The organism is Sulfuritalea hydrogenivorans sk43H (assembly GCF_000828635.1).
Classification (GTDB): domain Bacteria; phylum Pseudomonadota; class Gammaproteobacteria; order Burkholderiales; family Rhodocyclaceae; genus Sulfuritalea; species Sulfuritalea hydrogenivorans.
In genome coordinates this window covers 1,765,501-1,791,715 of sequence record NZ_AP012547.1, presented here as the reverse complement: position 1 = coordinate 1,791,715, position 26,215 = coordinate 1,765,501, and the positions used below count along the sequence as shown (strand labels likewise).

The following is a 26,215-nucleotide window of genomic DNA, read 5'->3' as shown; positions in this document are numbered from 1 at the left end:
CTGGCCGCTGATGGCCGGTAGGTTGAGGTCGCCAAAGGCCGCTTCGGAGCATCCAAGTTGGCAGAACCTGGGGTTGGCTGACTGGCCGCTATCAGGAAACCGCTATGGCCGTTTTGGGCACGTAGCTGACCGTCGATGACATCAAATCGGCCGATCTGATCGCATCGACTATTGTCTCCGAAACGACGTCAGACCTGGCTACCGCCCTTTAGCCAACAGTCGGCGGTGGCGGGACGGCGGCAAACGTCCCTTGCGCCGTCCTACAGCGCGACCCGCGTCCCCAGCTCGACCACCTGATTCGGCGGCAAGCCGAAGAAATCCGCCGCGGTGCGCGCATTGCGGTACAGCGTGGCGAACAGGGCTTCGCGCCAGTAGGGCATCTCGGACCCGACGCGGGGCATCACCGTTTCGCGACCGAGGAAATAGGAAGTCGTCATCGGATCGAAGCTCAGCCCCTGCTCGGCGCACCACTCCAGCGCCGCCGGCACGTCGGGTATGTCCATGAAGCCGAAGTGAATGCCGACGCGATAGAAGCGATGGTTCAATCGCTCGACAACAACCCGTTGCGCCTCCGGTACGCGGGGCACGGACTCGATCGTCACGGTCACCAGTGCGATCTGCTGGTGCAATACCTTGTTGTGCTTCAGGTTGTGCAGCAGCGCATGCGGCACATGGTCCGGATAGGGCGTCATGAATACCGCGGTGCCGGGCACGGTGATGGTGTCCGGCGTCTCGATGCCGACAATGAAGTCCCTGAGAAGAAGGGCCTGCGTATCGAGTTTCTGCTGCAGCAGCTTGCGCCCCGCCTTCCATGTGGTCAGCACCAGATACACGGCGCCGCCGAAGACCAGCGGGAACCAGCCGCCTTCGAGAATCTTGGTCGAATTGGCGGCGAGAAAGACCACGTCGAGCGCCAGCAGCCCGCCGAACACCGGAATCGCCAGCCGCCGCCGCCAGCCCCACTGGCGGCGCGCCACAAGGTAGGCGAACAGCGTGGTGATGATCATGGTGCCGGTCACCGCGATGCCGTAGGCCGCCGCCAGGTTGGTGGATGACTTGAAGGCGAGCACCAGCGCGATCACTCCCAGCAGCATCAGCCAGTTCACGCCGGGCATGTAGATCTGCCCCATCTGGCTGCCGGAGGTGTGGCGCAGCTCCATGCGCGGCGCATAGCCGAGCTGGATCGCCTGCTGCGTGATCGAATACACGCCGGTGATTACCGCCTGCGAGGCGATCACCGTGGCCGCCGTGGCCAGGCCCACCAGCGGCAGCAGGAACCAGTCGGGCGCCATGAGGTAGAAAGGATTTTTGATGGTCGCCGGATCGGCCAGCAGCAAGGCGCCCTGGCCGAAGTAGTTGAGCAGCAGCGCCGGCAGCACCAGGCCGAACCAGGCCAGGCGAATCGGCCGCCGGCCGAAGTGGCCCATGTCCGCATACAGCGCCTCGGCCCCGGTCAGGGCGAGGAAGACACTGCCCATGGCGAGGAAACCCAGAGCCGGATCGGCAGCGACGAAGGCCAGCGCGTGCTGGGGCAGCAGCGCAGCGAGGATGCCGGGATGCTGCACGATCTGCATCAGGCCCATGACCGCCAGCGCCGCAAACCAGACGCAGGTGATCGGCCCGAAGGCAACGCCGACCTTGCCGGTGCCATGACTCTGGATCCAGAACAGGCCCAACAGAATGCCCAGGGTGATCGGCACGACGTAGTGCGCGAACATCGGCGTCGCCACCTCCAGCCCCTCCACCGCCGAGAGTACCGAGATGGCCGGCGTGATCAGCCCGTCGCCGTAGAACAGCGCCGCGCCGAACAGCCCGAGCAGGATCACCGCCTGCCGCGTGCGGCCGGAGAGCCCCTCGTCGGCCAGCACCCGCGCCATCAGCGCCATGATGCCGCCCTCGCCCTTGTTGTCGGCGCGCAGGATCAGCGTTACGTACTTGAAGGAGACGACGACGATCAGCGACCAGAACACCAGCGAAAGAATGCCCAGCACGTTCGCCGCCGTGATCGGCACCGGGTGGTGGGCGTTGCCGAAGACCTCCTTGAGCGCATAGAGCGGGCTGGTGCCGATGTCGCCATAGACGACGCCGAGGGCGGCGAGGGCGAGGACGGCGGTGCTGTCCTTGTCTGTTTCGTGGCTCATGAGATTGAATCCTGAAGTTGAAAACGGTAGCCGACCCCGGTTTCGGTCAGCAGGTATCGCGGTCGTGCCGGATCGGCTTCGAGCTTCTGGCGCAGATGGCCGACGTAGATGCGCAGGTAGTGGCCACGCTCGGCATGGCCCGGCCCCCACACGTCCTTCAGCAACTGGCGGTGTGTCAGGACGCGGCCCGCATTGGTCAATAGCACGCCGAGCAGGCGGTACTCGATGGGCGTCAGGTGGATCGCAGCGCCATCACGGGTGACCGTGCGGTGGGCGCGGTCTACGCGGATATTCCCGAATTCGATCACCGTATCGCCAGCGCCGACTTTCTGCCTTCGCAGCAGGGCGCGCACCCGTGCCCGCATTTCCTCGACGCCGAAGGGCTTGGTCAGGTAATCGTCGGCGCCGGCGTCGAGCGCCGCCACCTTCTCGGCCTCGGCCGAGCGGGCCGACAGCACCAGCAGTGGCAGCATCGTCCACGTGCGCAAATCGCGGATCAATTCGACGCCATCGCGGTCCGGCAGGCCGAGGTCGATGACCGCCAGCGCAGGCCCCTTGCCGCTGAAAGCCTCCAACGCCTCGGCTGCCGAACCGGCTTCGACCACGCGGCCCTCGTCCTCCAGCGCGGCGCGGACGAAGCGCCTGATCTGCGGCTCGTCCTCGACCACCAGGATCAGCGGGCGATCGTCATTCACCGGCTTCCTCCTCCAGCACCGGCGGCGTGCCGAGCGGCAGCGTGAAAACAATCCGGGTTCCGCCCTCCACCCTCCGCTCCGCCCGGATGCGACCGCCATGCACCTCGACGATGGTCCGGCAGATCGCCAGGCCAAGGCCGCCGCCGGCTCCCGAGTGGCGTCCGCGCTCGAACAGGTCGAACACGCTGTCCTCGCCGTCCGGTGGCAAGCCCGGTCCGGCGTCGACCACGGCGATCTCGACCAGTTCACCCGCAACGTGCGCGGTGATGAGAATCGTTCCCTGTGGCGCGTATTTCGCCGCGTTTTCCAGCAAGTTGCAGAACACCCGCTCCAGCAGCACGGCGTCGAATTCCAACGGCGGCAAGTCCGGCGCCAGTTCGACGCGCACCTCACGCCCCGCCAGCACGCCCGCCATCGCCTTGAGACTGCTGCCGACCACTTCCTCCAGCGGTTGCCATTCCCGGTTCAGCACGATCTTGCCGGTATGCAGGCGGGCCATGTCCAGCAGGTTGTGCACCAGTCCCGACAAGCGGAGCGCCTGATCGCGGATCGCCACCGCGGATTCCAGCGCCGGCGCAGGCAGCGACGGCCTGGCCAGCGTCAGCGCATCGGCCAGCCCCACCAGCACTGTCAGCGGGGTACGCAGGTCATGCGACACGGTGGAAAGCAGCGCGGTACGGAGTCGTTCCGATTCCATGCCCAGCGTGACTTCCTGAACCACTTCTACGTAATGCAGGCGCTCGACGGCGATCGCCGCCAGTGATGCCACGGCGTCGAGCAGCGGGCGCCGCTCGGTGGCGGAGAAGCGCTCGGCATGGTCGGAGTAAACCAGCAGCACGCCTCGCGTCTGCACCGACGAGACCAGCGGCAACGCCAGTGCCGGGGCATAGCCGCTTTCTTCCGCCGCGAGGTGCATGGGCTGTCCCTGCTCATAGACCGCACTCACATGGGCCTGGTGCCGGTCGCCACCCTGCCGCGCCGGCATCGCGACCAGAGCGTCATCACCGCGCGGCAGATAGAGTACCGCCTCGATTTCCAGCCGCGAGGCGAGAAAGTCCCGCACGATGTCCGCCACCTGCTCTACTGTGATGGCACCGGAAAGCAATTTCGCCATGTCGTACAGCGCGCGCATTTCATCCTCGCGCCGCGTCGCCAGCAGGGCCTTTTCGCGCAGGCGGGCGGCCAACTGGCCAATCACCAGCGCCACGACCAGCATCACGGCAAACGTGATCAGGTATTGGGCGTCGGCCACCGCCATGGAAAACCGCGGCTCGACGAAAAAGAAATCGAACAAGGCGACGCCGCCGAAGGCCGCCAGGATCGCCGGGCCGCTGCCCAGCCATACCGCCACCATCACCACGGCCAGGAGAAAGATCATGACGATATTGGCGGCATCGACCACTCCCGCCAATGGCAAAGTCAGCAAAGTTGTTGCCACGCAGGCCAGTGCCGCCCGGATGTAATCGCCGATACCGCGTGAGGGTGCCGCTTCGTTCATGAAATCATGCTACGCGCCGGGATGTAAAAAGGGGGTAAAAATCGCCCGAATCACCATGCTGACCACCAAGCAAAACGGGAGCTCAGCATGATGGCCGCAAGCTCGCCGATCCCGATATCGAGCAGATCGGCGACTGACTGAACCCCCGGTTGTTTCGTCCGGTTCGCCCTGCGCGGGGCACAATCCGTACTGAAACAGGTGCTGAATCGCCGTATCGCCAGCGCCGACTTTCCATCGCCCCGCCTGTTCATTCGATAGAATGAAGACAATTGCAAGAACCCAATCGGATTTTCTCTTTGGAGAGACAACATGTTTGCTTCGTTGAACAAATTCGCGCTGCTCGCCGCCCTGGCCTTTTCCATCTCGTCCCATGCCGCGGACGCCCCGCCCGCCCAAACCGCGCTGAAGGCCAAGCTGCAGTTTGAACGCAGCAGCGGCAAGCTCGCCGTGATGAAGGCCCGTGTCGAGGTGAATGGGCGCCGGCTGGCGGAACTCGGCAAGGGGGAAAGCGGCGAGGTTCTGATCGAGCCGGGCCGCACGCTGATCAAGATCGACACCGCCTACTCGCCCGGCCAGATGCTGTTTTCATTCACCAGCGAAAAGGGCGGCGAATATCGCTTCGAGATTTTCGACAGCATCGACAAGATGGATGCCGATCATCTGTTCGGGCGCCCGCCAAAAGTCGCCAATGGCGAAATCATGGACACCGGCGGCGTATTGAAAGCGACGCTGTTCAGCGCAAGACTGCCGGCAGCGGCCCCCGCCGAAGTGCTTCCGCCCAAGCCGCCGGCCGCGCCCGAAGCCGCTCCCCAGCCCGCGGCGGTGCCGGTTGCGCAGACTGCTGCCACTCCCGCCGCGGGAAACGGCAAACCGGCCGCGGCGCCTACTCCGATCAAGGCCCAGCTTGAGGAACTGAAGAAACTCTTCGACCAGGGACTGATCAGCAACGAGGTCTACCAGGAAAAGCAGAAGAAGATTCTCGAAGGCCTGTAAGCGGAGCCGGTGCGGCCCTCTGGAGCATTCATGTTCCCATGCTCAACTACTCGAAATTCCGGCTGATTTCCTCGCTCACCTGGCTCGCCGTTGCGATCTGGACGCTGGTCGTGGGCGGGTCGCTGCGCTGGACGATGCTCAACGAGGAGCAGGAGGCCATGGATACGGCCTATGCCGAGGCCAGGGCGAACCTCAACAAGGACATCACGCTGCGGCGCTGGGCCACGGATCACGGCGGCGTATATGTGCCGATTACCGAGACGCAACAATCGATTCCATGGCTGAGCCATGTCCCCGGCCGCGACGTCACGACGACCGATGGCCGCCGCTTGACGCTTCTGAATCCGGCGACCGTGGTCAGCCAGATGATGAACCGTTATGCCAACGACTATGGCGTGCGGGGACGCATCACGGGGCTCAAATACCTCAATCCCGGAAATGCGCCGGATGCCTGGGAGAAGCAGCAACTGGAAGCCTTCACTCGTGGCGAGAAGAAGGAAATCTGGGAAGTCGCCAACATCGACGGCCAACCGCACCTGCGTTATCTGCGTGCCATGTTCATGGAACCCGGTTGCGAGAAATGCCACGCCATCCTCGGCTACAAGCTGGGTGACATGCGCGGCGCCACCGGGCTCAACCTGCCGCTCGCCTCCTACTATGCGCGCATAGAAGCTGCCCGCCGCAACCTGCAACTGACCCATGGAGTCATCTGGCTGCTTGGCCTTGGCGGCATCGGCGTGTCATCGACGTTCGCCCAGCGGCGTGAGAGGGAATTGCGCGAATCCAAGGAAATCATCGATTCCACCGACGATGCGATCATCAGCAAGACGCTGGACGGAATCATCAGGAGCTGGAACCCCGCGGCCGAACGGCTGTTCGGCTACCGGGCCGAAGAAGCCATCGGCAAGTCGATGCAGATACTGATACCGGCGGATCGCCAAAGCGAGGAGCCGGAGCTCATGGCGCGCATTTCGCGCGGCGAACGAATCGAACACTATGAAACACAGCGCCTGTGCAAGGATGGCCGGGTGATCGACGTATCCGCCACCATTTCTCCGATTTTGAATGATCATGGCAGGATCGTCGGCGCTTCCAAGATCGCCAGGGACATCACTGAACACAGAAGGGCCGTCGAGGAAGTCAGAAGGCTCAACGCCGACCTGGAAGAACGGGTTCGCCTGCGCACCGCGGATCTGGAAATCGCCAACCACTCGCTAAGCGTGGCCAAGGATGCCGCCGAAGCGGCCAACGTCGCCAAGAGCAGCTTCCTGGCCAACATGAGCCACGAAATCCGCACCCCGATGAACGCCATCATCGGCCTTGCCCATCTGTTGCGCCGCGCCGAACCGACACCCGAACAGGCCGAGCGGCTGACCAAGATCGAGGCGGCGGGCAACCACCTGCTGTCCGTCATCAACGACATCCTCGACATCTCGAAGATCGAGGCCGGGAAGTTGCAACTGGAATACACCAATTTTTCGCTGAATGCGGTCCTCGACCATGTCCGCTCGCTGATCTCGGATCAGGCCAGCGCCAAGGGACTGAAGATCGAAATCGATCCCGACGACGTTCCGGTCTGGTTGCGCGGCGACCCGACCCGGTTGCGCCAGGCACTGTTCAACTACACCAGCAACGCACTCAAATTCACCGACCACGGCAGCATCAGCCTGCGCGCACGGCTTCTGGAGGACAACGGCAAGGATGTACTGGTGCGCTTCGAGGTGGCGGATACGGGCATCGGCCTCAACCCGGAACAAATGCCCAACCTGTTTGCCGCCTTCGAGCAGGCCGATGCCTCGACCACGCGCAAATACGGCGGTACCGGTCTGGGGCTGGCCATCACCCGGCATCTGGCCGAAATGATGGGAGGCGAAGTCGGCGCTGACAGCACGCCGGGCAAAGGCAGCCGTTTCTGGTTTACCGCCCGCCTGCATCACGGCAGCGGGATCATGCCGGTCACCACGGACACGTCAGCCGGCGACATCGAGGCCGAGCTGCGTGAACGCCATACCGGGGCACGAATCCTCCTCGCCGAAGACAATGCCATCAACCGCGAAGTTGCCCTGGAGCTTTTGTACGGGGCCGGCCTGACCGTCGATATCGCCGTCGACGGCGAGGAAGCGTTGGCGAAGGCGCGCACCGCCGACTACCAGCTGATCCTGATGGACGTGCAGATGCCGCACATGGATGGACTCGCTGCAACCCGCGCGATTCGAGCGCTGCCCGAACGGGCAGGCACCCCGATTCTGGCCATGACCGCCAACGCTTTCGATGAAGATCGCAAGGCCTGCTTCGAGGCCGGCATGAACGACTTCGTCGCCAAACCGGTGGATCCCGACCTGCTCTATGCCGCGCTGCTGGCCTGGCTGCCGACAGGCTCGCCCCAGGCAAATATCCGGCAGGCACCGGCGGCGGTAGCGGTGCCCACGCCACCTGCACCGCTGGATGAGGCGGCATTGCGGCAGCGCCTGGCGAACATTCCGGGACTCGACATCGAACGCGGACTGGCGCTGGTACGCGGTAGCACCACGAAATACCTGCGGATGCTGAACTTGTTTGTCGACGGCCACGCCGAGGATGCAGGCTTGCTCGCCGCAGGAATGGCGTCGAACGATCTCACGGCGCTGAAGCAGTTGGCTCACACCTTGAAAGGTTCGGCCGGCAATGTTGGCGCGCTATGGGTTTCCGAAGCCGCCAGCCTGCTCCACGCCATGATCGTTCAGTCCGCGGGACCGGACGAGATCGACAGTCACGGCCATGCACTGATTGCCGAGTTGACGTCGCTGGTCAAGGGCATTCGCTCCATCTAGGTCAGCGCCGACAGAGCGCCGCCGAGTGCTGCGCGAAGACGTCGGGGCAAATGATATGCTCGCCACGATCATGAAAAGGAGCCCGCCATGCTGATCAACTGCGTCGCCTACCAGGACGGCCGCAAGCTGGCTGATCTCGACATCGAGCAGATCAGCGACTACCTGGAAAAACCCGGCTGCTTCGTCTGGGTCGCCCTGCGCGACGCCACCCACGACGAACTGGAACAGATGCGCGAAGAATTTTCGCTGCATCCGCTGGCCGTGGAGGACGCGCACAACGGCCACCAGCGGCCCAAGATCGAGGAATACGGCTATGGCGAAAGCCTGTTCGCCGTGGTGCATTCGCTCGAACCGCAAGGCGCCGAGATAGCGGTAGGCGAAGTCGACATCTTCGTCGGCGGAAATTTCGTCCTCTCGGTGCGCAACCGCAGCAGCCAGACCCTGCTCGGCGTGCGCGAGCGCTGCGAGCGCGAACCCGAACTGCTGAAGCAGGGCTCGGGCTTCGTGCTCTACGCCATCATGGATGCCGTCGTCGATCGCTATTTCCCGCTGATCGACGCCATCGAATCCGAACTGGAAGCCATCGAAGACCACATTTTCGACAAGGGCACGGCGCGCTCCAACATCAGCCGCCTGTACGACCTGAAGCGCCGCGTGATGGTGCTGAAGCACGCCGTGGCGCCGCTCATGGAAGCCGTCGGCAAACTCACCAGCGGCCGCGTGCCGCCGGTATGCGTGAACAGCCGCGACTATTTCCGCGATGTGTACGACCATCTGGTGCGCATCAATGCCCAGCTCGAAACCGTGCGCGACACCATCGGCACGGCAATTCAGGTCAGCCTGTCCTCGGTTGCGATCGAGCAGAGCGACGTGGCCAAGCGGCTCGCCGCCTGGGCCGGGATATTCGCCGCGGCCACCGCCTTTGCCGGCATCTGGGGCATGAACTTCAAGGCCATGCCCGAATTGCAGTGGGAATACGGCTACCCGATGGCCATCGGCGTCATCGTCAGCGTTTGCTCATTGCTGTTCCTGCGCTTCCGGCGCATGGGCTGGCTGTGACCGGCGCGCCATCGGAAAATCCCTGGCGCCGTTTCAGATTCAGCCCGAAATACAGCCCGGCGGCCAGCAGCGCGAAGATGAACCATTGCACGGCGTAGGCGACATGGCGCTGCGCGCGCAGGTCGGGCCGCTGCCACTTGCGCTGGTAGCCGTCGCCCGATGCCGGATCGAGTTGCAGGATCAGCGGCAGCAGCCGGACCCCCGGCTCCAGGGGAATCGCCGCCAGCTCGAGCCGCTGCACGCGCAGCAAGCCGCCGGGCAAGGCCTCGACATCCGCGCGCACGCCGACGCCGGCAGGCGGCAGCGGCGCCAGGGTGCCGCGCAGCGTCAGCGTGCCGGGCGAGAACTTCAGTTCGGGGAGCATGGTGCGATCCGGGTCGGCCTCGATCCAGCCGCGATTGACCAGTTGCGCGCAGTCGCAGCCGTCCAGGCGCAGCAGCGTGAATACGTAGTAGCCGACCCGTCCGTCCGCCGGCTGGTTGTCCAGCAGCAGTTGCGGCTGCGCCAGCCAGTGGCCGCGCACCGTCGCCGGCCGCCAGCGCTGCTCACCCCAGGGCTCGGCGGCCGCGCCGGCCAGGTTGATATCAAGCGCCGGCAATTGCGCCTGCGCCAGGATGGCCGATTGCTGCGCGCTGACTTCGTCGCTGCGCTGCAACTGCCAGAAGCCGAGGCGGACGAAGAGGACCACCAGCACCAGGGCGGCAAGTCCGGGCAGCGGGTTCGGCGTGAAGACCCAATGGCCGAACGTCAGGGCGCGCATGCGGGCGGGAGAACTATACTGAAGGGGTCGAAAGCACAGGGGAAGCAGACATGCAGACGCTGCTGCTGGTCAAGGCAATCATCGTCCTGGCATTGCTGGCCATCGTTGCCAGCCTGGGCGTGGCCCTGTGGCGGCTGGTCAGAGATCGCGGCGACTCGGAGCGAACGGTCAAGGCGCTGACGTTTCGCATCGGCCTGTCGATCGCGCTGTTCGTCCTGCTGGTACTGGGCATGCTTGCCGGTGTCGTGGTTCCGCATGGCGTGGTTCCATAGCTGCTGGCGCCGCTACAACAGATAGACCGTCACGAACAGGCCGAGCCAGACCACGTCGACGAAGTGCCAGTACCAGGAGGCGGCCTCGAAAGCGAAGTGGTGGGTAGGCGTGAAGTGGCCGTGCATCGAGCGCGCCAGGACCACGCCGAGCATGATGGTGCCGATCAGCACGTGGGCGCCGTGGAATCCGGTCAGCATGTAGAAGGTCGAACCATAGATGCCGGACGTCAGGCGCAGGTTGGTCACCGTGTAGGCATCCCAGTATTCGTGCGCCTGCAGGCCGAGGAACAACGTACCCAGTCCCACCGTCAGCCACAGGCCGGTCACCAGTTGCCTGCGATTGCCGGCCTTGAGGCCCCAGTGCGCCCAAGTCACGGTGGCGCCGGAGCTGAGCAGGATCAGGGTGTTGACGGCGGGCAGGCCGGCGGCGGCCATCGCATGCTTGGCGACCGTGAACTGGCTGGCATCCGGAAGTTGCAGCAGCGGCCAGGTGGCGACGAAGGACGGCCACAGGAATTCGTGCGCCAGGGCCTTGTCGCCGCTGCCGCCGAGCCAGGGCACGGCGAACTGGCGCACATAGAACAGCGCACCGAAAAAGGCGGCGAAGAACATCACTTCGGAAAGGATGAACCAGGCCATGCCCCAGCGGAAGCTGACGTCGACCTGATCGTTGTAACGCCCGCCCTGGCTTTCGCCGATGACCGCACCGAACCAGCCGCAGAGCATGGTGACGAACACGACGAAGCCGATGCCCATGCCGAAGCTGCCGAGCCCGACGTGGCCGCTGAGCGCCAGCGCGCTGCCCCCGGTCAGGGCAAACAGGCTGACCGAGCCGACCAGTGGCCAGTAGCTGGAGGCAGGAACGTAGTAGTGCGAGGCGGTCGTGTTCATGATGGTTCCTTGCGCTGGTTGCCGGCGGCAGCCGTGACACGGCTGCCCGGCAGTTCGAAGAAGGTGTAGGACAGGGTCAGCGTGGCGATGCCGGGCGGCAGGTCGGAGCCGACCTGGAACTGGACCGGCAGCTTGAGCGTCTGCCCCGGTGCCAGCGGCTGGCGCGAAAAGCAGAAGCACTCGATCTTGCGGAAATGGGCCGCGGCCAGCCCCGGCGTGACGCTGGGCACGGCCTGGCCGACGATTTCGCGGTTGCCCCGGTTGCGCGCCTCGAACTGCGCGACCACCATCTCGCCGGGATGGACACGCAGGCTGGTCACCTCGGGGCGAAAATCCCAGGGCAGGTCGGCACTGGTGTTGGCGGCGAATTCGACCGTGACCCAGCGCGTGCGGTCGACGCCGTGCGTCGCCGCCTGGCCGAAATCGATGCGCGCCGTGGTGCCGTTGAAGCCGGTGTATTCGCAAAACACCCGGTAGATCGGCACCAGCAGGTAGCCGAAGCCCGCCATCAGCAGCGCCCCGGCGGCAAGCTGCCAGGCCAGGCGGCGGTTGCCGGCGGCCAAGGTGGCGGAATCGCGGCTGGCGCTCATAGCATGTGATTCAGGTAAACCGCCGCGTAGAAGGCCAGTGCCAATCCCGCCAGGGCCAGGCTGGTGCGGGCCTTGGGCGACAACCCATGCTCAGGGCGGCTGCGGTCGGTCGGCGCGTCGCGCATCACGGCACCTTCGGCGGCTCGTTGAAGCTGTGGTAAGGCGGCGGCGAGGACAGCGTCCATTCCAGCCCGTGGGCGCCCTCCCAGACCTGGTCCGTGGCCTGCTCGCCATGGCCGCTCATGGCGCGGATCACGACATAGACGAAGATCAGCTGGCTGGCGCCGAAGATGAAGGCGCCGATGCTCGACAGCATGTTCCATTCGGCATACTGCACGGCATAGTCCGGAATGCGGCGCGGCATGCCGGCCAGGCCGAGGAAGTGCTGCGGGAAGAAGAGCAGGTTGACCGAGATCGCGGACAGCCAGAAGTGCAGCTTGCCGAGGCGCTCGTCGTACATGCGGCCGGTCCATTTCGGCAGCCAGAAGTACACGCCGGCGATGATGGCGAACACCGCGCCGGTGACCAGCACGTAATGGAAGTGGGCGACCACGAAATAGGTGTCCTGGTACTGGAAGTCGGCCGGCGCCAGCCCCAGCATCAGGCCGGAGAAGCCGCCGATCGAGAACAGGATGATGAAGCACAGCGCCCACAGCATCGGCGTCTCGAAGGTCATCGAGCCGCGCCACATGGTGGCGATCCAGTTGAAGACCTTGACCCCGGTCGGCACCGCGATCAGCACCGTCGAGTACATGAAGAACAGCTCGCCGGCCAGCGGCATGCCGACGGTGAACATGTGGTGCGCCCAGACGATGAAGGACAGGAAGGCGATGCTGGCCACCGCGTAGATCATCGAGGTGTAGCCGAACAGCGGTTTGCGGGCGAAGGTCGGCACGATCTGCGAGACGATGCCGAAGGCCGGCAGGATCATGATGTACACCTCGGGATGGCCGAAGAACCAGAACACGTGCTGGAACATCACCGGGTCGCCGCCGCCGGCGGCGTTGAAGAAGCTGGTGCCGAAGTACTTGTCGGTCAGCAGCATGGTCACCGCGCCGGCCAGCACCGGCATCGCGGCGATCAGCAGGAAGGCGGTGATGACCCAGGTCCACACGAACAGCGGCAGCTTGGTGTAGCTCATGCCGGGGGCGCGCATGTTGAACACCGTGGTGATGACGTTGATCGCGCCCATCACCGAGGAGATGCCCATCAGGTGCACGGCGAAGATCAGGAAGGGAAACGCCATGCCGGTTTGCAGCACCAGCGGCGGGTACATGGTCCATCCGCCGGCCGGCGCGCCGCCGGGCATGAACAGCGTCGACAAGAGCAGCGTGAAGGCGAAGGGCAGCAGCCAGAAGCTCCAGTTGTTGAGCCGCGGCAGGGCCATGTCGGGCGCGCCTATCATCATCGGGATCATCCAGTTGGCCAGCCCGACGAAGGCCGGCATCACCGCGCCGAAGATCATCACCAGCGCATGCATGGTGGTCATCTGGTTGAAGAAGTGCGGATTGACGAACTGCAGGCCGGGCTGGAACAGCTCGGCGCGCACCACCATGGCGAAGGAGCCGCCGATGAACAGCATGCTCACCGCGAACAACAGGTAGAGCGTGCCGATGTCCTTGTGGTTGGTGGTGAACAGCCAGCGCGTGATGCCGCGGGGATGCTCGTGTTCGTGGTGCTGCGGCAGGGCGATTTCGGTCATGGCGGACTCCGGCGTATTTGCATGAGCTTATTTGCGTGCTGCCTTGATCTGGGCGGGCTGAACCAGGTCGCCCATGTTGTTGCCCCAGGCGTTGCGTTCGTGGGTGATCACCGCGGCGATGTCGGCATCGTCGAGCTGGGCGGCGAAGGACGGCATCGCGGTGCCTGGCTTGCCGTTCATGACGCGATCGATGTGATCCGCCACCGGTCCCTTGACGATAGTGCTGCCCTTGAGCGCCTTGAAGGCGCCGGGGATGCCTTCGCCGCCGGGAAGGTGGCAGGCGGCACAGGTCTTGGCATAAACCTCCTCGCCCTTGGCCAGCAGTTCCTCCTTCGTCCATACCCGATCGACGCCCGCCTTGGCCTTGGCCACCGCTTCGCGCTGCGCGGTGAGCCAGGCCTGGTAGTCGGGCTCGTTCATGGCGATCAGCACGATGGGCATGAAGCCGTGGCCGACGCCGCACAGCTCGGTGCATTGGCCGCGATAGATGCCCGGTTTCTCGATGCGCGCCCAGATTTCATTGACGAAGCCGGGAATCGCATCCTTCTTGAAGCCCAGGTCGGGCAGCCACCAGGAGTGGATCACGTCGCTGGCATTGAGCAGGAAGCGCACTTTCTTGCCTACCGGCACCACGAGGGGTTTGTCCACGTTGAGCAGGTAGTGCTCGACGCTGCGTGGATCGACGCCGCTGCCGAGCTTGGCCGCGGCGGCGCTCTTCTCGTCGAGGTTGCTGACGAAGCCGATGTCCTCCTTGAGGTAGTCGTAGCGCCAGCTCCATTGCTGGCCGGTAATCTTGATGGTCAGGTCGGCATTGCTGGTGTCGTGCATCGCGATCAGGGCCGTGGTGGCCGGTATCGCCAACCCGACCAGCACCAGGAAGGGAAGGATGGTCCACACGATCTCGACCCGGGTATTGTCGTGGAAGCTCGCCGCCACCGCGCCGCGCGATTTGCGGTGATGGTAGATCGACCAGGCCATGGCACCGAACACCACGATGGCGATGACGACGCAGACCCACAACGCCAGCATGTGCAGGCGGTAGGCCTCGCGGCTGATCGAGGTCACGCCTTCGGTGAGGTTCAGCGCATAGCCGGCGCTGGCCGTCCCCGCGGCGAGGGCGCAGAGCAGCGCAGCCGCCGACTGGCGCGTCTTCCCCGGAAGCTTCGTTCCCATTTGCATCCTCCCTGTTGGCCCTGCCGGCGCTTACGTCGTCAGGATCGGCCTCATGCGGCCGGCGGAGCGGATCAACTGGCGCAGTACTTCCGCCAGTTCGCCGCGCTCCCGGTCATCGAGAAATTCGCCGACTTCGACCTTCTGTTCATCGGCACAAAGGTAAAGATGGTGTTCGCGCGCATCCGGAGCGGAATCCTGGAGCAGCACATAGGCATGCTCGCCGGGCAGGGCGCAGTGGCTTTCCAGATTTGTGTAGCCGCGCTCGATCGACACGGCACCGTCGGCCAGGGTGACGACTTCGCGGCAATGGGTACGGCGATAGCCGGAGCGAAAGGCCAGGCAGAGCACGACGCACATGGTGAGCGAGGCCGGCATTGCATACCAGTTGCCGAGCAGCCCGCTGACTACGGCCACCGCCATGATCGGAATGCAGATCAGGAGCAGTATCAGCACGCTGGCACGCAAGGAAAGCGGTGCGTAGGGTGTGATGACGACGGCAACTTGCTCGGTCTCGGGAATCCGGATGGTTGCAACCATGTCGCAGCTCCTCCACGCGCGCCCATGCTTTTGTAATGTTCTCCTGGCGAACTCCCTGCGATTAGTATAGGCATGAATGATCACAAGTAAAGCAAAACTTGCAATTGTCATTCAATATCAGGAGAAGGGTTATTCCCGACTTATCGAGTTTGACGTCGACTTCGGTGGTGCGATGACCATGCAGGCAGCAAGGTCGGTGTCGGCGTGGCGGCGCTGCGTATCCCACCAGGGGATACCGTCTGCCTTCCGTTGGGTGGCAGACATATAATTCGCGCCTTTCCGCTTGCCGCATGCCATGAACCCGCTGCTGTCCCTCCCCGCCCTGCCCAAGCCCGGCCAACGCCTCGACCTGCCGCCGCTGGCGGCCAGCGCCGACGCGCTGGCGCTGGCGCAACTTGCGCAGCCGGGCCGCCTGCTGGCGGTGGTGACGGCCAGCCCGCTCGAAGCGCAGCGCCTGGCTGAGGAAATCGCCTGGTTCGCCCCGGCCCTGCGCGTGCATCTGCTGCCGGACTGGGAGACCCTGCCCTACGACAGCTTCTCGCCGCACCAGGATTTGATCTCGGAGCGGCTGGCGACGCTCTACGCGGTCTCGCGCAATGAGTGCGAGGTACTGATCGCGGCGGCCTCGACCGCGATCACGCGCCTCTCGCCGCCCTCCTTTCTCGCCGGCCACACTTTCTTCATGAAGAAGGGCGAGCGGCTCGACCTCGACAAGCTGCGTGCCCAGCTCACCGTCGCCGGCTACCAGCACGTGACCCAGGTCGTCGCCGCCGGCGAGTACAGCGTGCGCGGCGGGCTGATCGACCTGTTCCCGATGGGCACGCAACTCCCTTACCGCATCGAACTCTTCGACGACGAAGTGGAAACCATCCGCAGCTTCGATGTCGATACTCAGCGCACGCTCTACCCGGTGCCGGAGATTCGCCTGCTGCCGGCGCGTGAGTTCCCCTCCGGCGACGCCGGACGCACTGCCTTCCGCCAGCGCTTTCGCGAAGCCTTCGAGGGCGATGCCTCGCGCATCAGCCTCTACAAGGATGTCTCGAACGGCATCCTGCCGGCCGGCATCGAGTATTACCTGCCGCTGTTCTTCGAAACTACGGCGACGCTGTTCGACTACCTGCCGCAGGACGCAACACTGCTGCTGCATGGCGACGTCGCCGGCGCGATTGCCGAGTTCTGGACCGATCTGCAAGGCCGCTACAGGATGCTCGGCGGTGATCGCTCGCGCCCGGTGCTGCCGCCCGGCGAACTGTTCCTGCGCGACGAGGAATTCTTCGTCACCGCGAAACCGCTGCCGCAATTGAACCTGAAGCCGGGAGTCGGCGCCGGCGGTACGGCGACTGCCTTGCCGGCGCTGGCCGTCGACCGCAAGGCCGACGATCCTCTGGCCGCCTTGCGCGGCTTTCTCGGCCTCCATGCCGGTCGCGTGCTGTTGCTGGCCGAATCGCCCGGACGGCGGCAGACGCTCGCCGACTACCTCGCCGAATACAGTTTGTCCGCTCTCCCCTGCGACGACTTCGCCGCCTTCCTCGCCGGTGACGATGCCTTCATGCTCGGGGTCGGTCCGCTCTCCGGCGGCTTCCTGCTCGACGGCTTCGCGATCGTCACCGAGAACGAGCTGTATGCCGCCACGGCGCGCCCGCGCGGTCGCCACTCCGATGCCCGCCGCGCCAATCTCGAAGGCTGGCTGCGCGACCTGTCCGAGCTGAAGGTGGGCGACCCTGTGGTACATGAAAGCCACGGCATCGGCCGTTACCTGGGCCTGCTGCACATGGATTTCGGCGAGGGCGACACGGAATTCCTGCACCTCGAATATGCCAATGGCGCCAAGCTCTATGTGCCCGTCGCGCAATTACAGGTCATCTCGCGCTACAGCGGCGCCGACCCGGAAGCCATCCAACTTCACACGCTGGGCTCGGGCCAGTGGGAGAAGGCCAAGAAGAAGGCCGCCGAGCAGGTGCACGACACCGCCGCCGAACTGCTGCACCTCTATGCGCAGCGCGCGCTGCGCGAAGGCCACCAGTTCACTTTCAAGCAGCACGACCTGGAAGCCTTCGCCGACGGCTTCGGCTTCGAGGAAACGCCCGACCAGCAGACCGCGATCAATGCCGTGATCGAAGACATGAAATCCGGCAAGCCGATGGATCGCCTGGTCTGCGGCGATGTCGGCTTCGGCAAGACCGAGGTCGCGATGCGCGCCGCCTTCGTCGCCGTGGCCGACGGCAAGCAGGTCGCGATCCTGTGCCCTACCACGCTGCTGGCCGAGCAGCACTATCAGAACTTTACCGACCGCTTCGCCAGCTGGCCCGTGAAGATCGCCGAAATCTCGCGCTTCAAGTCCGCCGCGGAACAGGATGAAGCCGTGGCACTGCTGGCCCAGGGCAGGATCGACATCCTGATCGGCACCCATCGCCTGCTGCAGAAGGACGTCAAGTTCGAGCGGCTCGGCCTCATCATCATCGACGAGGAACACCGTTTCGGCGTGCGCCAGAAGGAGGCGCTGAAGGCGCTGCGCGCGCAGGTCGACGTGCTGACGCTGACCGCGACGCCGATCCCGCGCACGCTGGGGCTTTCGCTGGAAGGCCTGCGCGATTTTTCGGTGATCGCGACGCCGCCGCAAAAGCGCCTGGCGATCAAGACCTTCGTCAGCAAGTGGTCCAACGGCCAGGTGCGCGAAGCCTGCCTGCGTGAGTTCAAACGTGGCGGCCAGGTCTATTTCCTGCACAACGAAGTCGATACCATCGAAAACATGAAGGAGCGGCTGCAAACCCTGCTGCCCGAGGCGCGCATCGTGATCGGCCACGGCCAGCTGCCCGAGCGCGAGCTGGAACGCGTAATGCGCGAATTCACCCAGCAGAAGCACAACCTGCTGCTGTGCTCGACCATCATCGAGACCGGCATCGACAACCCGCATGCCAACACCATCGTCATCAACCGCGCCGACAAGTTCGGCCTGGCGCAATTGCACCAGTTGCGCGGCCGCGTCGGCCGTTCGCACCACCAGGCCTATGCCTACCTGCTGACCCACGAGGACGCCAAGCCGACGGCGCAGGCCAAGCGTCGCCTCGAAGCGATCCAGGCCATGGAGGAGCTTGGCTCGGGCTTCTTCCTCGCCATGCACGACCTCGAAATCCGTGGCGCCGGCGAGGTGCTCGGCGAATCGCAGAGCGGCGAAATCCACGAAATCGGCTTCGCCATGTACACCAACATGCTCAACGCCGCCGTGCGCGCCCTGAAAGCCGGCGAGAAGGTGCCCGACCTGACCCAGCCGCTGTCCATCACCTCGGAAATCAACCTGCGCGTGCCGGCGCTGCTGACCAACGATTACTGCCCCGACGTGCATGAACGCCTGACGCTCTACAAGCGCCTGGCCAACTGCGACAGCGAGGACGAGCTGCGTGCCATGCAGGAGGAACTGATCGACCGCTACGGCGAAATGCCGGCGCAGACGATGGCCCTGATGGAAACCCACCGCCTGCGCCTGGCCGGCCGCGCGCTGGGCCTGGCCAAGCTGGATGCGGGTCCCGCCGCGATACAATTGCAGTTTGTGCCGAATCCTCCGATCGACCCCGCGAACATCATCCGCCTGCTGCAGAGCGACCGCAGCTTCAAGTTGGCGGGACAGGACAAGCTGCTCTGGCAAAAACCCAGTGCAAACCTGAAGGAACGTGTTGATGCAGTGAGGGCTCTGTTCATGAAACTGGGACCCGAAAACAATAAATAGCATGTTGAAACCGACGCCTTGCCGCCGCGTAGAATGACGCCGGATGAACCGCGCGAACCGCCGCAGGCCACGCCGCCAACCCCCTGCTTGACATTGCAATGATCAACAAGAAGCCCCCATCCGCGATTGCACGCGAAGCGCTGACCAGGCTGAACGCTCTCAAACTGGCGCCGACGCCGGCCAACTATCAGGCCTGCTACAACGAAATCGCCTGCATTCCCAACGTCGCCGGGTTTCCTGAAGCACCGCTGCATCAAATCTCGCTGGCGCTGACCGCAAAAACCCCGGAGCAGGAAAAACAACTCAAGCATCTGGACGCCGCGATCGGCAATCGCAACTGGCGTGAAGTGCAGGAAGCGCTGGTGGCGTTCTCCGGGGCCAATCATGAGGGCGCGCCGAAGGACGAAGGCATGGCTGCCGCCATGAGCCAACGCTGCATGGCGAACCTGGCGCTCGCGATCGAACACATGCTGCCAGCCCTGGGCACCGACGACGAAGGTTTTCTGGCGCAAGTCAGGGAATTTCTCGACGCCCTGCGCAATCCGGCGACCGATATGCCCGCCATCGAGGCCATGCTCGCCAAATTCAGCAATCGCGTCTTGGTCGCCGCGGAGGATCAGGCCGAGATCAAGGCGATGCTGCTGAAACTGCTTCATCTCATCATCGAGAACATCGGCGAGTTGAGTCTGGACGACCAGTGGCTGAAAGGCCAGGTCGACTCCCTGCTGGTTGCCGCCACACCGCCGCTGACCTTGCGCCGCCTCGACGACGTCGAGCGCCGGATCAGGAATGTGATGTCCAAGCAGAGCGAAGCCAAAGGCCGCTCCATGGAAGCGCAAGAAGAGATGCGCCTGATGCTGGCGGCGTTTGTCGAGCAACTGGCAATGATGAGCGAATCGAGCGGCGCATTCGGCGACAGGCTTGAGGAAAGCGCCCGGCAGATCGAACAGGTCAAGACCATTGAAGGCATGGCGCCGCTGCTCAAGGGTGTCATCGATACAACCCGCGCCATGGCGACAGAGACCCGAGGTGCCCACGACAGGCTGCGGACCCTGCAGGAAAAGGTGCAAACCACCGAAGCGGAGATCGGCAAGCTGCACCAGGAACTGGATCACGCAAGCGCCCTGGCTCGCCACGACCCGCTGACCGACGCGCTGAATCGCAAGGGACTCGACGAAGCGCTGACGAGGGAGATTGCCGGCATGCAGCGCAAGGACACGCCGCTGTGCGTCGCACTGCTCGACATCGACAATTTCAAAACGATCAACGACCGCCTCGGGCATGACACAGGCGATGCGGCGCTGGTCCACCTGGTGAAGGTCGCACGCCAGTGCATGCGTCCGGTGGACTCGCTGGCGCGTTACGGCGGCGAAGAGTTTGTCATCCTGATGCCTGACACGCCGCTCGAGCAGGGAATCCAGACGATGACCCGTTTGCAGCGCATGCTGACCAAGATTTTCTTCCTGAGCGGCGACGAAAAGCTCCTGATCACCTTCAGTGCCGGCGTTGCCCAGATGAGGCCGCACGAGTCCGGCGCGGAAGCAATGAAGCGCGCCGACAAGGCCATGTACCTGGCAAAACGAGCCGGCAAGAACCGGGTGCTCGGCGGATAGCGCGACTCCCGCACTCTATCGAACGACCGTTGCCTCGACGCGGCCGCGGAATTCAACACCTACCCACCCCCTGCCCACTCATCATGCAACAGACTGAAAACCTCAATATCGAAGCCTTCGAACCGATGCCGACACCGGAGGAGATTCATGCCCGCGTGCCGCTGTCGGATGCCGCCGCAGAGTCGGTGCTGGCGGGACGGCGCACGCTGGAACGCATCCTCGATGGCACCGATCCGCGCGTCTTCGTCGTGGTCGGCCCCTGCTCGATCCACGACCCGGTCGCCGGCCTCGATTACGCGCGACGCCTGAAGAAGCTCGCCGACGAAGTGGCCGGCACCATGCTGCTGGTGATGCGCGTGTATTTCGAGAAGCCGCGCACCGCGACCGGCTGGAAGGGCTACATCAACGATCCGCGCATGGACGATTCCTTCCACATCGAGGAAGGCATGCAGAAGGCGCGCGAGTTCCTGCTCGCCGTGAACGAGATCGGCCTGCCGGCGGCAACCGAGGCGCTGGACCCGATCGGCCCGCAGTACCTGGGCGACCTGATCGCCTGGGTGGCGATCGGCGCGCGCACTTCCGAATCACAAACCCATCGCGAAATGTCCTCCGGCCTCTCGGCGCCGGTCGGCTTCAAGAACGGCACCGACGGCTCGCTCGACGCGGCGGTCAACGCGATCATTTCCGCTTCCAGCCAGCACAGTTTCCTCGGCATCAACATGCAGGGCCGCTCCAGCGTGGTGCGCACCGCCGGCAATCGCTACGGCCATCTGGTGCTGCGCGGCGGCGGCGGCCGGCCGAACTACGACACGGTCAGCGTCGCACTGGCCGAAGCCGCGCTGGACAAGGCGAAGCTGCCGCACAACATCGTCGTCGACTGCTCGCACGCCAACAGTTACAAAAAGCCCGAGCTGCAGCCGCTGGTGATGCACGATTGCATCAATCAGATCGCCGACCAGCGCAAGGCCGGCCATCGCTCCATCGTCGGCCTGATGATCGAAAGCTTCATCGAGGCGGGCAACCAGCCGATCCCCGCCGATCTGTCGCAACTGAAATATGGCTGCTCGGTGACCGACGCCTGTGTCGATTGGGCGACCACGGAAAAAATGCTGCGCGAAGCGGATGCCGCGCTGCGCGGCGTGATCACCAACCCCAATCCCGCCTGAGGATCCCATGAATTTGATTCGAGCCTTTCGCGGCCTGCGCCCCGCTCCCGGCCAGGCCGGTGCGATTGCCGCCCCGCCCTACGACGTGCTGTCGAGCGACGAAGCAAGAGCGCGTGCCGCCGGCAAGCCCTGGTCCTTCCTGCATATTTCCAAACCGGAAATCGACCTGCCGCGCGACGTCGACATCTATTCGGCCGAGGTCTATGCCAAGGCCGCGGAGAACCTGGCGAAGATGCTTTCTGCCGGCGTGCTGGTACGGGACGACTCACCCTGCTATTACGCTTATCGGCTGACCATGGGCGCGCATGTGCAGACCGGCCTCGTCGCCGCCGCCAGCGTGGCCGACTACGACAGCAACCGCATCCGCAAGCACGAATTCACGCGCCCCGACAAGGAAGACGACCGCGTGCGCCAGATCGAGGCGCTCAACGCGCAGACCGGCCCGGTGCTGCTGGCCTATCCGGCATCAAGTATGGCCGACGCGCTGATCGATGCCATCGCGCAGGGTGCACCGGCGGCCGACGTCACCGCCGACGACGGCATCCGCCACCAGATCTGGGTGCTGACCGACGCCGCGAAAATCGCCGCGATTACGCAAACCTTCGATGCCATGAGCGCGCTCTACATCGCCGACGGCCATCACCGTTCGGCGGCCGCCTCGCGCGTCGCCGCCGCGCGCCGCAAGCCGGGACAGGAACAGGCCGCAGACCACTTCCTGTCGGTGATCTTCCCGCATCACCAGATGAAGATCATGGATTACAACCGCGTCGTCAAGGATCTCAACGGCCTCGACGAGTCGGCGCTGGCGGCACGCCTCGCTATCGCCTTCACGGTCGAGGGCAGCGCGCAGCGCGTGCATCCGGCCCGCCCCGGCGAGTTCGGCATGTACCTCGCCGGCCGCTGGCGCAAGCTGACGATCAAGCCTGGATTGATCACCGCCGATCCGGTGGCGAGCCTCGATGTGTCGCTGCTGTCGGAACACGTGCTGGGCCCGCTGCTCGGCATCGCCGACCTGCGCCGCGACAAGCGCATCGATTTTGTCGGCGGCATCCGCGGCCTGGCCGAATTGGAAAAGCGCGTCGATTCGGGCGAGATGGCGGTGGCATTTGCGCTGCACCCGACGCGCATGGACCAGCTCATGGCCGTGGCCGACAGCAACAACGTCATGCCGCCGAAGTCGACCTGGTTCGAACCCAAGCTGGCTGACGGACTGGTGTCGCACGTGCTGGACTAGCGCCTGGAAATATCCGCCCTTTCTGAAACACACTGATCTGGCGCCGCGAGTGGCGGCGATGCAGAAACAGATCGCCTGTTTGTCGCCGCCCCGCCTTTCAGCAGCTTCGGCGCGTCAAGCGTCTTGACGATGCCCTCCAGTTGATCCATCAATTTCTGCGCATCCGGACAGGTTCTCGACAGCACCAGATGGATATCCGTGTCGCGGAGCATGTGACCGAACTCCAAAAGTTTGCGCGACATCAACAATACTCGCTATTTCGGTTGATGGCCGGGTCGAGCCGCTATATCCTTCGTCGTATATGGCAAGTTTCAGTAAACTCATTTTCGGTGAAAGAAACCGCATCGGACGCAGGCTTATCGTTCTGATCGTTGCTTTCAGTTCATTGATCACACTCTGCATTTCGATAGTCCAGCTCACGCTTGAATACCGCGAGTTGCGCAACGATGTCGAGAACGTCCTCGACGGCGTCGGCATCCATATTCCGAGTGTCGCCGGCAGCGTCTGGGATTTCGACGAAAAGCAGATACAACTGACGCTGAGCGCCCTGGCGCAACTGCCGAATATCGAGCGTATCAGTATCGCGACAACCACCGGCCGCCAGCGCTGGACGACCGGCAAGATCGTGTCGTCGCGGGTCGCGACGCGCACCTATGCGCTGCGCCATCAGGATCGCGGCAAGGAAGCCGAGATCGGAACCCTCGAAGCCGCTGTCAGCCTCGACGCGGTTGACCGGAAGATCGTTGCGCGGGCGATCACCATCGTCTCCAGCAACGCGCTGAAGACCTTCTTCGTCGCCGTGTTCATGATGATTCTGTTTCGACGCGTGGTCACCCGCCGCCTTGGCAAGCTTGGGCAAAAGGTCACCGACCTCGTGCCGGGCGCCCTGCCGGTGCCGCTCGTCCATTCCGCACAGGCGATGCCGCGCAATCTCGACGAACTCGACGCAGTGGCCTGGACGCTCGATCACACCGCGGAAGAGCTTGCCACCGCTGTCGAAGCCCTGAAAGACCTCAACGGGGAACTTCAGCAGCGGGTTGTCGAGCAGGATGTCATCCTGCAGAACGCGCTGGTCGGAATCCTGATGGTGCGCAACGGCGTCATCGTGTCGTGCAATCGCCGCCTGGAAGAAATATTCGGGTATCCGGCGGGTGGAATGAACGGGCTGCGGACGCGCGTTCTTTACCCGACCGAAGAAGTCTATGCGTCTTTTCGGGAGAAGGCCGTCGGCGCGCTTGGGCAGGGCTTGAGCGTCAGCGATACCCTGACCCAGCTCAAGCTGGATGGCACACCGATCTGGATCGAGATGAGCGGACGTGCGCTCGATCCCTTGCGACCGCGCGACGCGAGCATCTGGATCTGCTCCGACGTCACCGAACGCAAGGCCGCCGAGGACCAGGTCAAGTTCATTGCCTTTCACGACGCGCTCACCGGCTTGCCGAACCGGCTGCTGGTGCAGGATCGGCTCCAGCAATCGATGGCCGGCGCCGACCGGTCGAAGGCGAAGATCGCCTTGCTGGTCCTCGACCTGGACAATTTCAAGACCATCAATGACACCCTGGGGCATTCGATCGGCGACGGCGTTCTGCGTGAAGTGGCCCGGCGCCTGGGCGAATGCGTGCGCGACACCGATACCGTCTGCCGCCAGGGCGGCGACGAATTCGTCATCCTGCTGCCGAGCCTCCCCGATGCCGAGGCCACGGCACCCATTCTGGTGAAGCTGATGGAGCGGCTGATCGATCCCTGCAGGGTCGAAGGCCATGAACTGACGACCTCGGTCTCGATCGGCGTGGCCGTCTATCCGGATGACGGGCAGGATCTCGAAACGCTGATGAAGAAGGCCGACCTGGCGATGTATCGTGCCAAGGATGCCGGACGCAATACCTACCGCTTCTTCGACCAGCAGATGAATATCGATGCCATCGAGCAACTGAGCATGCGCAACGGCCTGCGACGGGCGCTGGAACGTGGCGAGTTTGTCCTTCACTATCAGCCGCAAATCGATCTTGCCGGCAACACCGTCATTGGTGTCGAGGCACTGATCCGCTGGAATCACCCGGACCTGGGCATGATCCCGCCCGCCCGCTTCATCCCGGTTGCCGAAGACAGCGGACTGATCATCCCGATCAGTGAATGGGTCTTGCGCGAGGCCTGCCGTCAGGCGGCTGCGTGGGTCAAATCGGGATTGCCGCCGATCCTGGTTGCGGTCAACCTCTCCGCCGTACAGTTCAAGCGCAGCGACGTCGAGCAGTCGGTAATCTCCGCCCTTGAGGAATCGGGGATCGACCCCTCCCTGCTGGAACTCGAACTCACCGAGTCGATCCTGATCACCGATACGGAAACCGTTCTCGACATGGTCAAACGCCTCAAGCAACTGGGCGTCAAGCTTTCGATTGACGACTTCGGCACCGGCTACTCGAGCTTGTCCTATCTCAAGCGCTTCCAGGTGAACAAACTGAAAATCGATCAATCATTCGTGCGTGACCTGGCGACCGATCAGGAGGACGCGGCAATTGTCGGCGCCATCATCCAGATGGCGCACAGCCTCGGGCTGATCGTTATTGCCGAGGGAGTGGAGACGGAACTGATTCTGGGTCAGCTGCGTTCGTTCGGCTGCGACGAAGCACAAGGCTACTATTTTGCGCGGCCCATGCCGGCGGAGGAGGTGGCGGCGTTTCGGCTGCGGATGAATTCCGCGGCGAAGGACGGCGCAGCCGGGCATTGATCGCCGGACGGTCCCGCCGACCAGCGGCGTCCGTCCAATCCCGCCAGGGGATGCCGTCCTCGCCCAAGGGGACTCGGGGCCTTGCCTGCCGGGGATTGCGCTTCGCGCGCCGGCAATAAAAACAAAGGGCAACCCGGAGGTTGCCCTTTGTCATGTCCCCGAGGGAACTTTGCAGCGCGCCTGCTTACTTCTTCTTCGCGGCTGGCTTCTTCGCAGCCGGCTTGGCGGCGGGCTTCTTCGCCGCGGGGGCCTTCTTGGCGGGAGCCTTCTTGGCCACCGGCTTCTTGCCTGCAACCGCGGCCTTCAGGCCGGCACCCGCGGAAAACTTCGGCACGGCCTTGGCGGCGATCTTCAGCGGAGCGCCCGTCTTCGGGTTCTTGCCGGTGCGCGCCGAGCGCATCACGGACTTGAAAGTACCAAAGCCGATCAGCGCAACCGGGTTGCCCTTGGCGATTACGGAGGTGATGACTTCGGTCAGTGCATCGATGGCTTTATTGACAGCGGCCTTGGAAAGCTCGGCACGCTCGGCAACCGCTTCGATCAGTTCACTCTTGTTCATTGACTTCCCCTTTGGTTTAGAAAAACGTATTGAACCACTAAATCCGTCGAAGATGCAAGCCCCGCAAGCCTTG

The 26,215-nt window shown here is 64.1% G+C and carries 21 protein-coding genes; 9 read left to right on the top strand and 12 right to left on the bottom strand.

Annotation, left to right across the window (positions count from 1 at the left end; all coding sequences use genetic code 11):
* Positions 1 to 260: 260 nt before the first annotated feature.
* From SUTH_RS08760 to SUTH_RS08750, 3 genes are read right to left on the bottom strand one after another with little or no spacing between them, the layout of a single operon-like run.
* On the bottom strand, positions 261 to 2,141 hold the full coding sequence (locus SUTH_RS08760) for a potassium transporter Kup (RefSeq protein ID WP_041098632.1): 1,881 nt from the start codon (positions 2,139 to 2,141) through the stop codon (positions 261 to 263).
* On the bottom strand, positions 2,138 to 2,836 hold the full coding sequence (locus tag SUTH_RS08755; protein ID WP_041098630.1) for a response regulator: 699 nt from the start codon (positions 2,834 to 2,836) through the stop codon (positions 2,138 to 2,140). Before SUTH_RS08755 ends, SUTH_RS08760 begins: the two co-directional genes overlap by 4 nt.
* Positions 2,829 to 4,334 (bottom strand): DUF4118 domain-containing protein, encoded by a 1,506-nt coding sequence (locus tag SUTH_RS08750; RefSeq protein ID WP_052473462.1) that lies wholly within the window; start codon positions 4,332 to 4,334, stop codon positions 2,829 to 2,831. The genes SUTH_RS08755 and SUTH_RS08750 overlap by 8 nt, the downstream gene beginning before the upstream one ends.
* Positions 4,335 to 4,643: 309 nt before the next feature.
* Between SUTH_RS08750 and SUTH_RS08740 the strand changes: the two genes are divergently transcribed.
* The 3 genes from SUTH_RS08740 to corA all read left to right on the top strand — a co-directional run bounded on the left by SUTH_RS08740 (position 4,644) and on the right by corA (position 9,196).
* Positions 4,644 to 5,327, top strand: coding sequence for an SHOCT domain-containing protein (locus SUTH_RS08740; RefSeq protein ID WP_041098626.1), 684 nt, complete (start codon positions 4,644 to 4,646; stop codon positions 5,325 to 5,327).
* A gap of 38 nt (positions 5,328 to 5,365) precedes the next feature.
* Positions 5,366 to 8,137, top strand: a complete 2,772-nt coding sequence (locus SUTH_RS08735) for a PAS domain S-box protein (protein WP_052473461.1) — start codon at positions 5,366 to 5,368, stop codon at positions 8,135 to 8,137.
* Between the two features lie 87 nt (positions 8,138 to 8,224).
* On the top strand, positions 8,225 to 9,196 hold the full coding sequence (gene corA, locus SUTH_RS08730; protein WP_041098624.1) for a magnesium/cobalt transporter CorA: 972 nt from the start codon (positions 8,225 to 8,227) through the stop codon (positions 9,194 to 9,196).
* Here the strand turns inward: corA and SUTH_RS08725 are convergent.
* Positions 9,144 to 9,956 (bottom strand): SURF1 family protein, encoded by an 813-nt coding sequence (locus SUTH_RS08725; protein ID WP_052473460.1) that lies wholly within the window; start codon positions 9,954 to 9,956, stop codon positions 9,144 to 9,146. The two genes, corA and SUTH_RS08725, sit on opposite strands and share 53 nt — an antisense overlap.
* 50 nt (positions 9,957 to 10,006) lie before the next feature.
* On the opposite strand from SUTH_RS08725, the gene SUTH_RS08720 reads away from it, so the two are divergent.
* Entirely contained in the window at positions 10,007 to 10,228 is a 222-nt protein-coding gene (locus SUTH_RS08720) for a twin transmembrane helix small protein (protein WP_041098622.1), read from the top strand.
* Between the two features lie 12 nt (positions 10,229 to 10,240).
* Here the strand turns inward: SUTH_RS08720 and SUTH_RS08715 are convergent, their stop codons facing one another.
* From SUTH_RS08715 to SUTH_RS08695, 6 genes are read right to left on the bottom strand one after another with little or no spacing between them, the layout of a single operon-like run.
* Positions 10,241 to 11,119, bottom strand: coding sequence for a cytochrome c oxidase subunit 3 (locus tag SUTH_RS08715; protein WP_041098620.1), 879 nt, complete (start codon positions 11,117 to 11,119; stop codon positions 10,241 to 10,243).
* Positions 11,116 to 11,709, bottom strand: coding sequence for a cytochrome c oxidase assembly protein (locus SUTH_RS08710; protein ID WP_041098618.1), 594 nt, complete (start codon positions 11,707 to 11,709; stop codon positions 11,116 to 11,118). The genes SUTH_RS08715 and SUTH_RS08710 overlap by 4 nt, the downstream gene beginning before the upstream one ends.
* Entirely contained in the window at positions 11,706 to 11,834 is a 129-nt protein-coding gene (locus SUTH_RS20225) for a hypothetical protein (protein WP_269450492.1), read from the bottom strand. The genes SUTH_RS08710 and SUTH_RS20225 overlap by 4 nt, the downstream gene beginning before the upstream one ends.
* Complete coding sequence (ctaD, locus tag SUTH_RS08705) at positions 11,834 to 13,411, bottom strand: cytochrome c oxidase subunit I (protein WP_041098616.1); 1,578 nt, start codon at positions 13,409 to 13,411, stop codon at positions 11,834 to 11,836. Before ctaD ends, SUTH_RS20225 begins: the two co-directional genes overlap by 1 nt.
* Positions 13,412 to 13,438: 27 nt before the next feature.
* Positions 13,439 to 14,584, bottom strand: coding sequence for a cytochrome c oxidase subunit II (coxB, locus tag SUTH_RS08700; RefSeq protein ID WP_052473459.1), 1,146 nt, complete (start codon positions 14,582 to 14,584; stop codon positions 13,439 to 13,441).
* 30 nt (positions 14,585 to 14,614) lie between these two features.
* Positions 14,615 to 15,121 (bottom strand): DUF2244 domain-containing protein, encoded by a 507-nt coding sequence (locus SUTH_RS08695; protein WP_041098615.1) that lies wholly within the window; start codon positions 15,119 to 15,121, stop codon positions 14,615 to 14,617.
* A 295-nt stretch (positions 15,122 to 15,416) separates the two neighbouring features.
* Between SUTH_RS08695 and mfd the strand changes: the two genes are divergently transcribed.
* From mfd to SUTH_RS08670, 4 genes are all read left to right on the top strand, one after another.
* Complete coding sequence (gene mfd / locus SUTH_RS08685) at positions 15,417 to 18,845, top strand: transcription-repair coupling factor (protein ID WP_041098611.1); 3,429 nt, start codon at positions 15,417 to 15,419, stop codon at positions 18,843 to 18,845.
* 98 nt (positions 18,846 to 18,943) lie between these two features.
* Positions 18,944 to 20,458 (top strand): GGDEF domain-containing protein, encoded by a 1,515-nt coding sequence (locus tag SUTH_RS08680; RefSeq protein WP_041098609.1) that lies wholly within the window; start codon positions 18,944 to 18,946, stop codon positions 20,456 to 20,458.
* Positions 20,459 to 20,541: 83 nt separating this feature from the next.
* Positions 20,542 to 21,624, top strand: a complete 1,083-nt coding sequence (locus SUTH_RS08675; RefSeq protein ID WP_041098607.1) for a 3-deoxy-7-phosphoheptulonate synthase — start codon at positions 20,542 to 20,544, stop codon at positions 21,622 to 21,624.
* 7 nt (positions 21,625 to 21,631) lie between these two features.
* A complete protein-coding gene (locus SUTH_RS08670; protein WP_041098606.1) occupies positions 21,632 to 22,858 on the top strand; it encodes a DUF1015 domain-containing protein in 1,227 nt (408 codons plus the stop codon).
* Here the strand turns inward: SUTH_RS08670 and SUTH_RS08665 are convergent.
* Positions 22,855 to 23,100 carry a hypothetical protein gene (locus tag SUTH_RS08665; RefSeq protein WP_041098605.1) on the bottom strand — a complete coding sequence of 82 codons (246 nt, stop codon included), beginning with the start codon at positions 23,098 to 23,100 and terminating at the stop codon, positions 22,855 to 22,857. The genes SUTH_RS08670 and SUTH_RS08665 overlap by 4 nt on opposite strands.
* 143 nt (positions 23,101 to 23,243) lie before the next feature.
* On the opposite strand from SUTH_RS08665, the gene SUTH_RS08660 reads away from it, so the two are divergent.
* Positions 23,244 to 25,583 carry a bifunctional diguanylate cyclase/phosphodiesterase gene (locus SUTH_RS08660; RefSeq protein WP_171817339.1) on the top strand — a complete coding sequence of 780 codons (2,340 nt, stop codon included), beginning with the start codon at positions 23,244 to 23,246 and terminating at the stop codon, positions 25,581 to 25,583.
* A 184-nt stretch (positions 25,584 to 25,767) separates the two neighbouring features.
* On the opposite strand, the gene SUTH_RS08655 is transcribed toward SUTH_RS08660, so the two are convergent.
* Positions 25,768 to 26,142, bottom strand: coding sequence for an HU family DNA-binding protein (locus SUTH_RS08655; RefSeq protein WP_041098604.1), 375 nt, complete (start codon positions 26,140 to 26,142; stop codon positions 25,768 to 25,770).
* Positions 26,143 to 26,215: the final 73 nt, after the last annotated feature.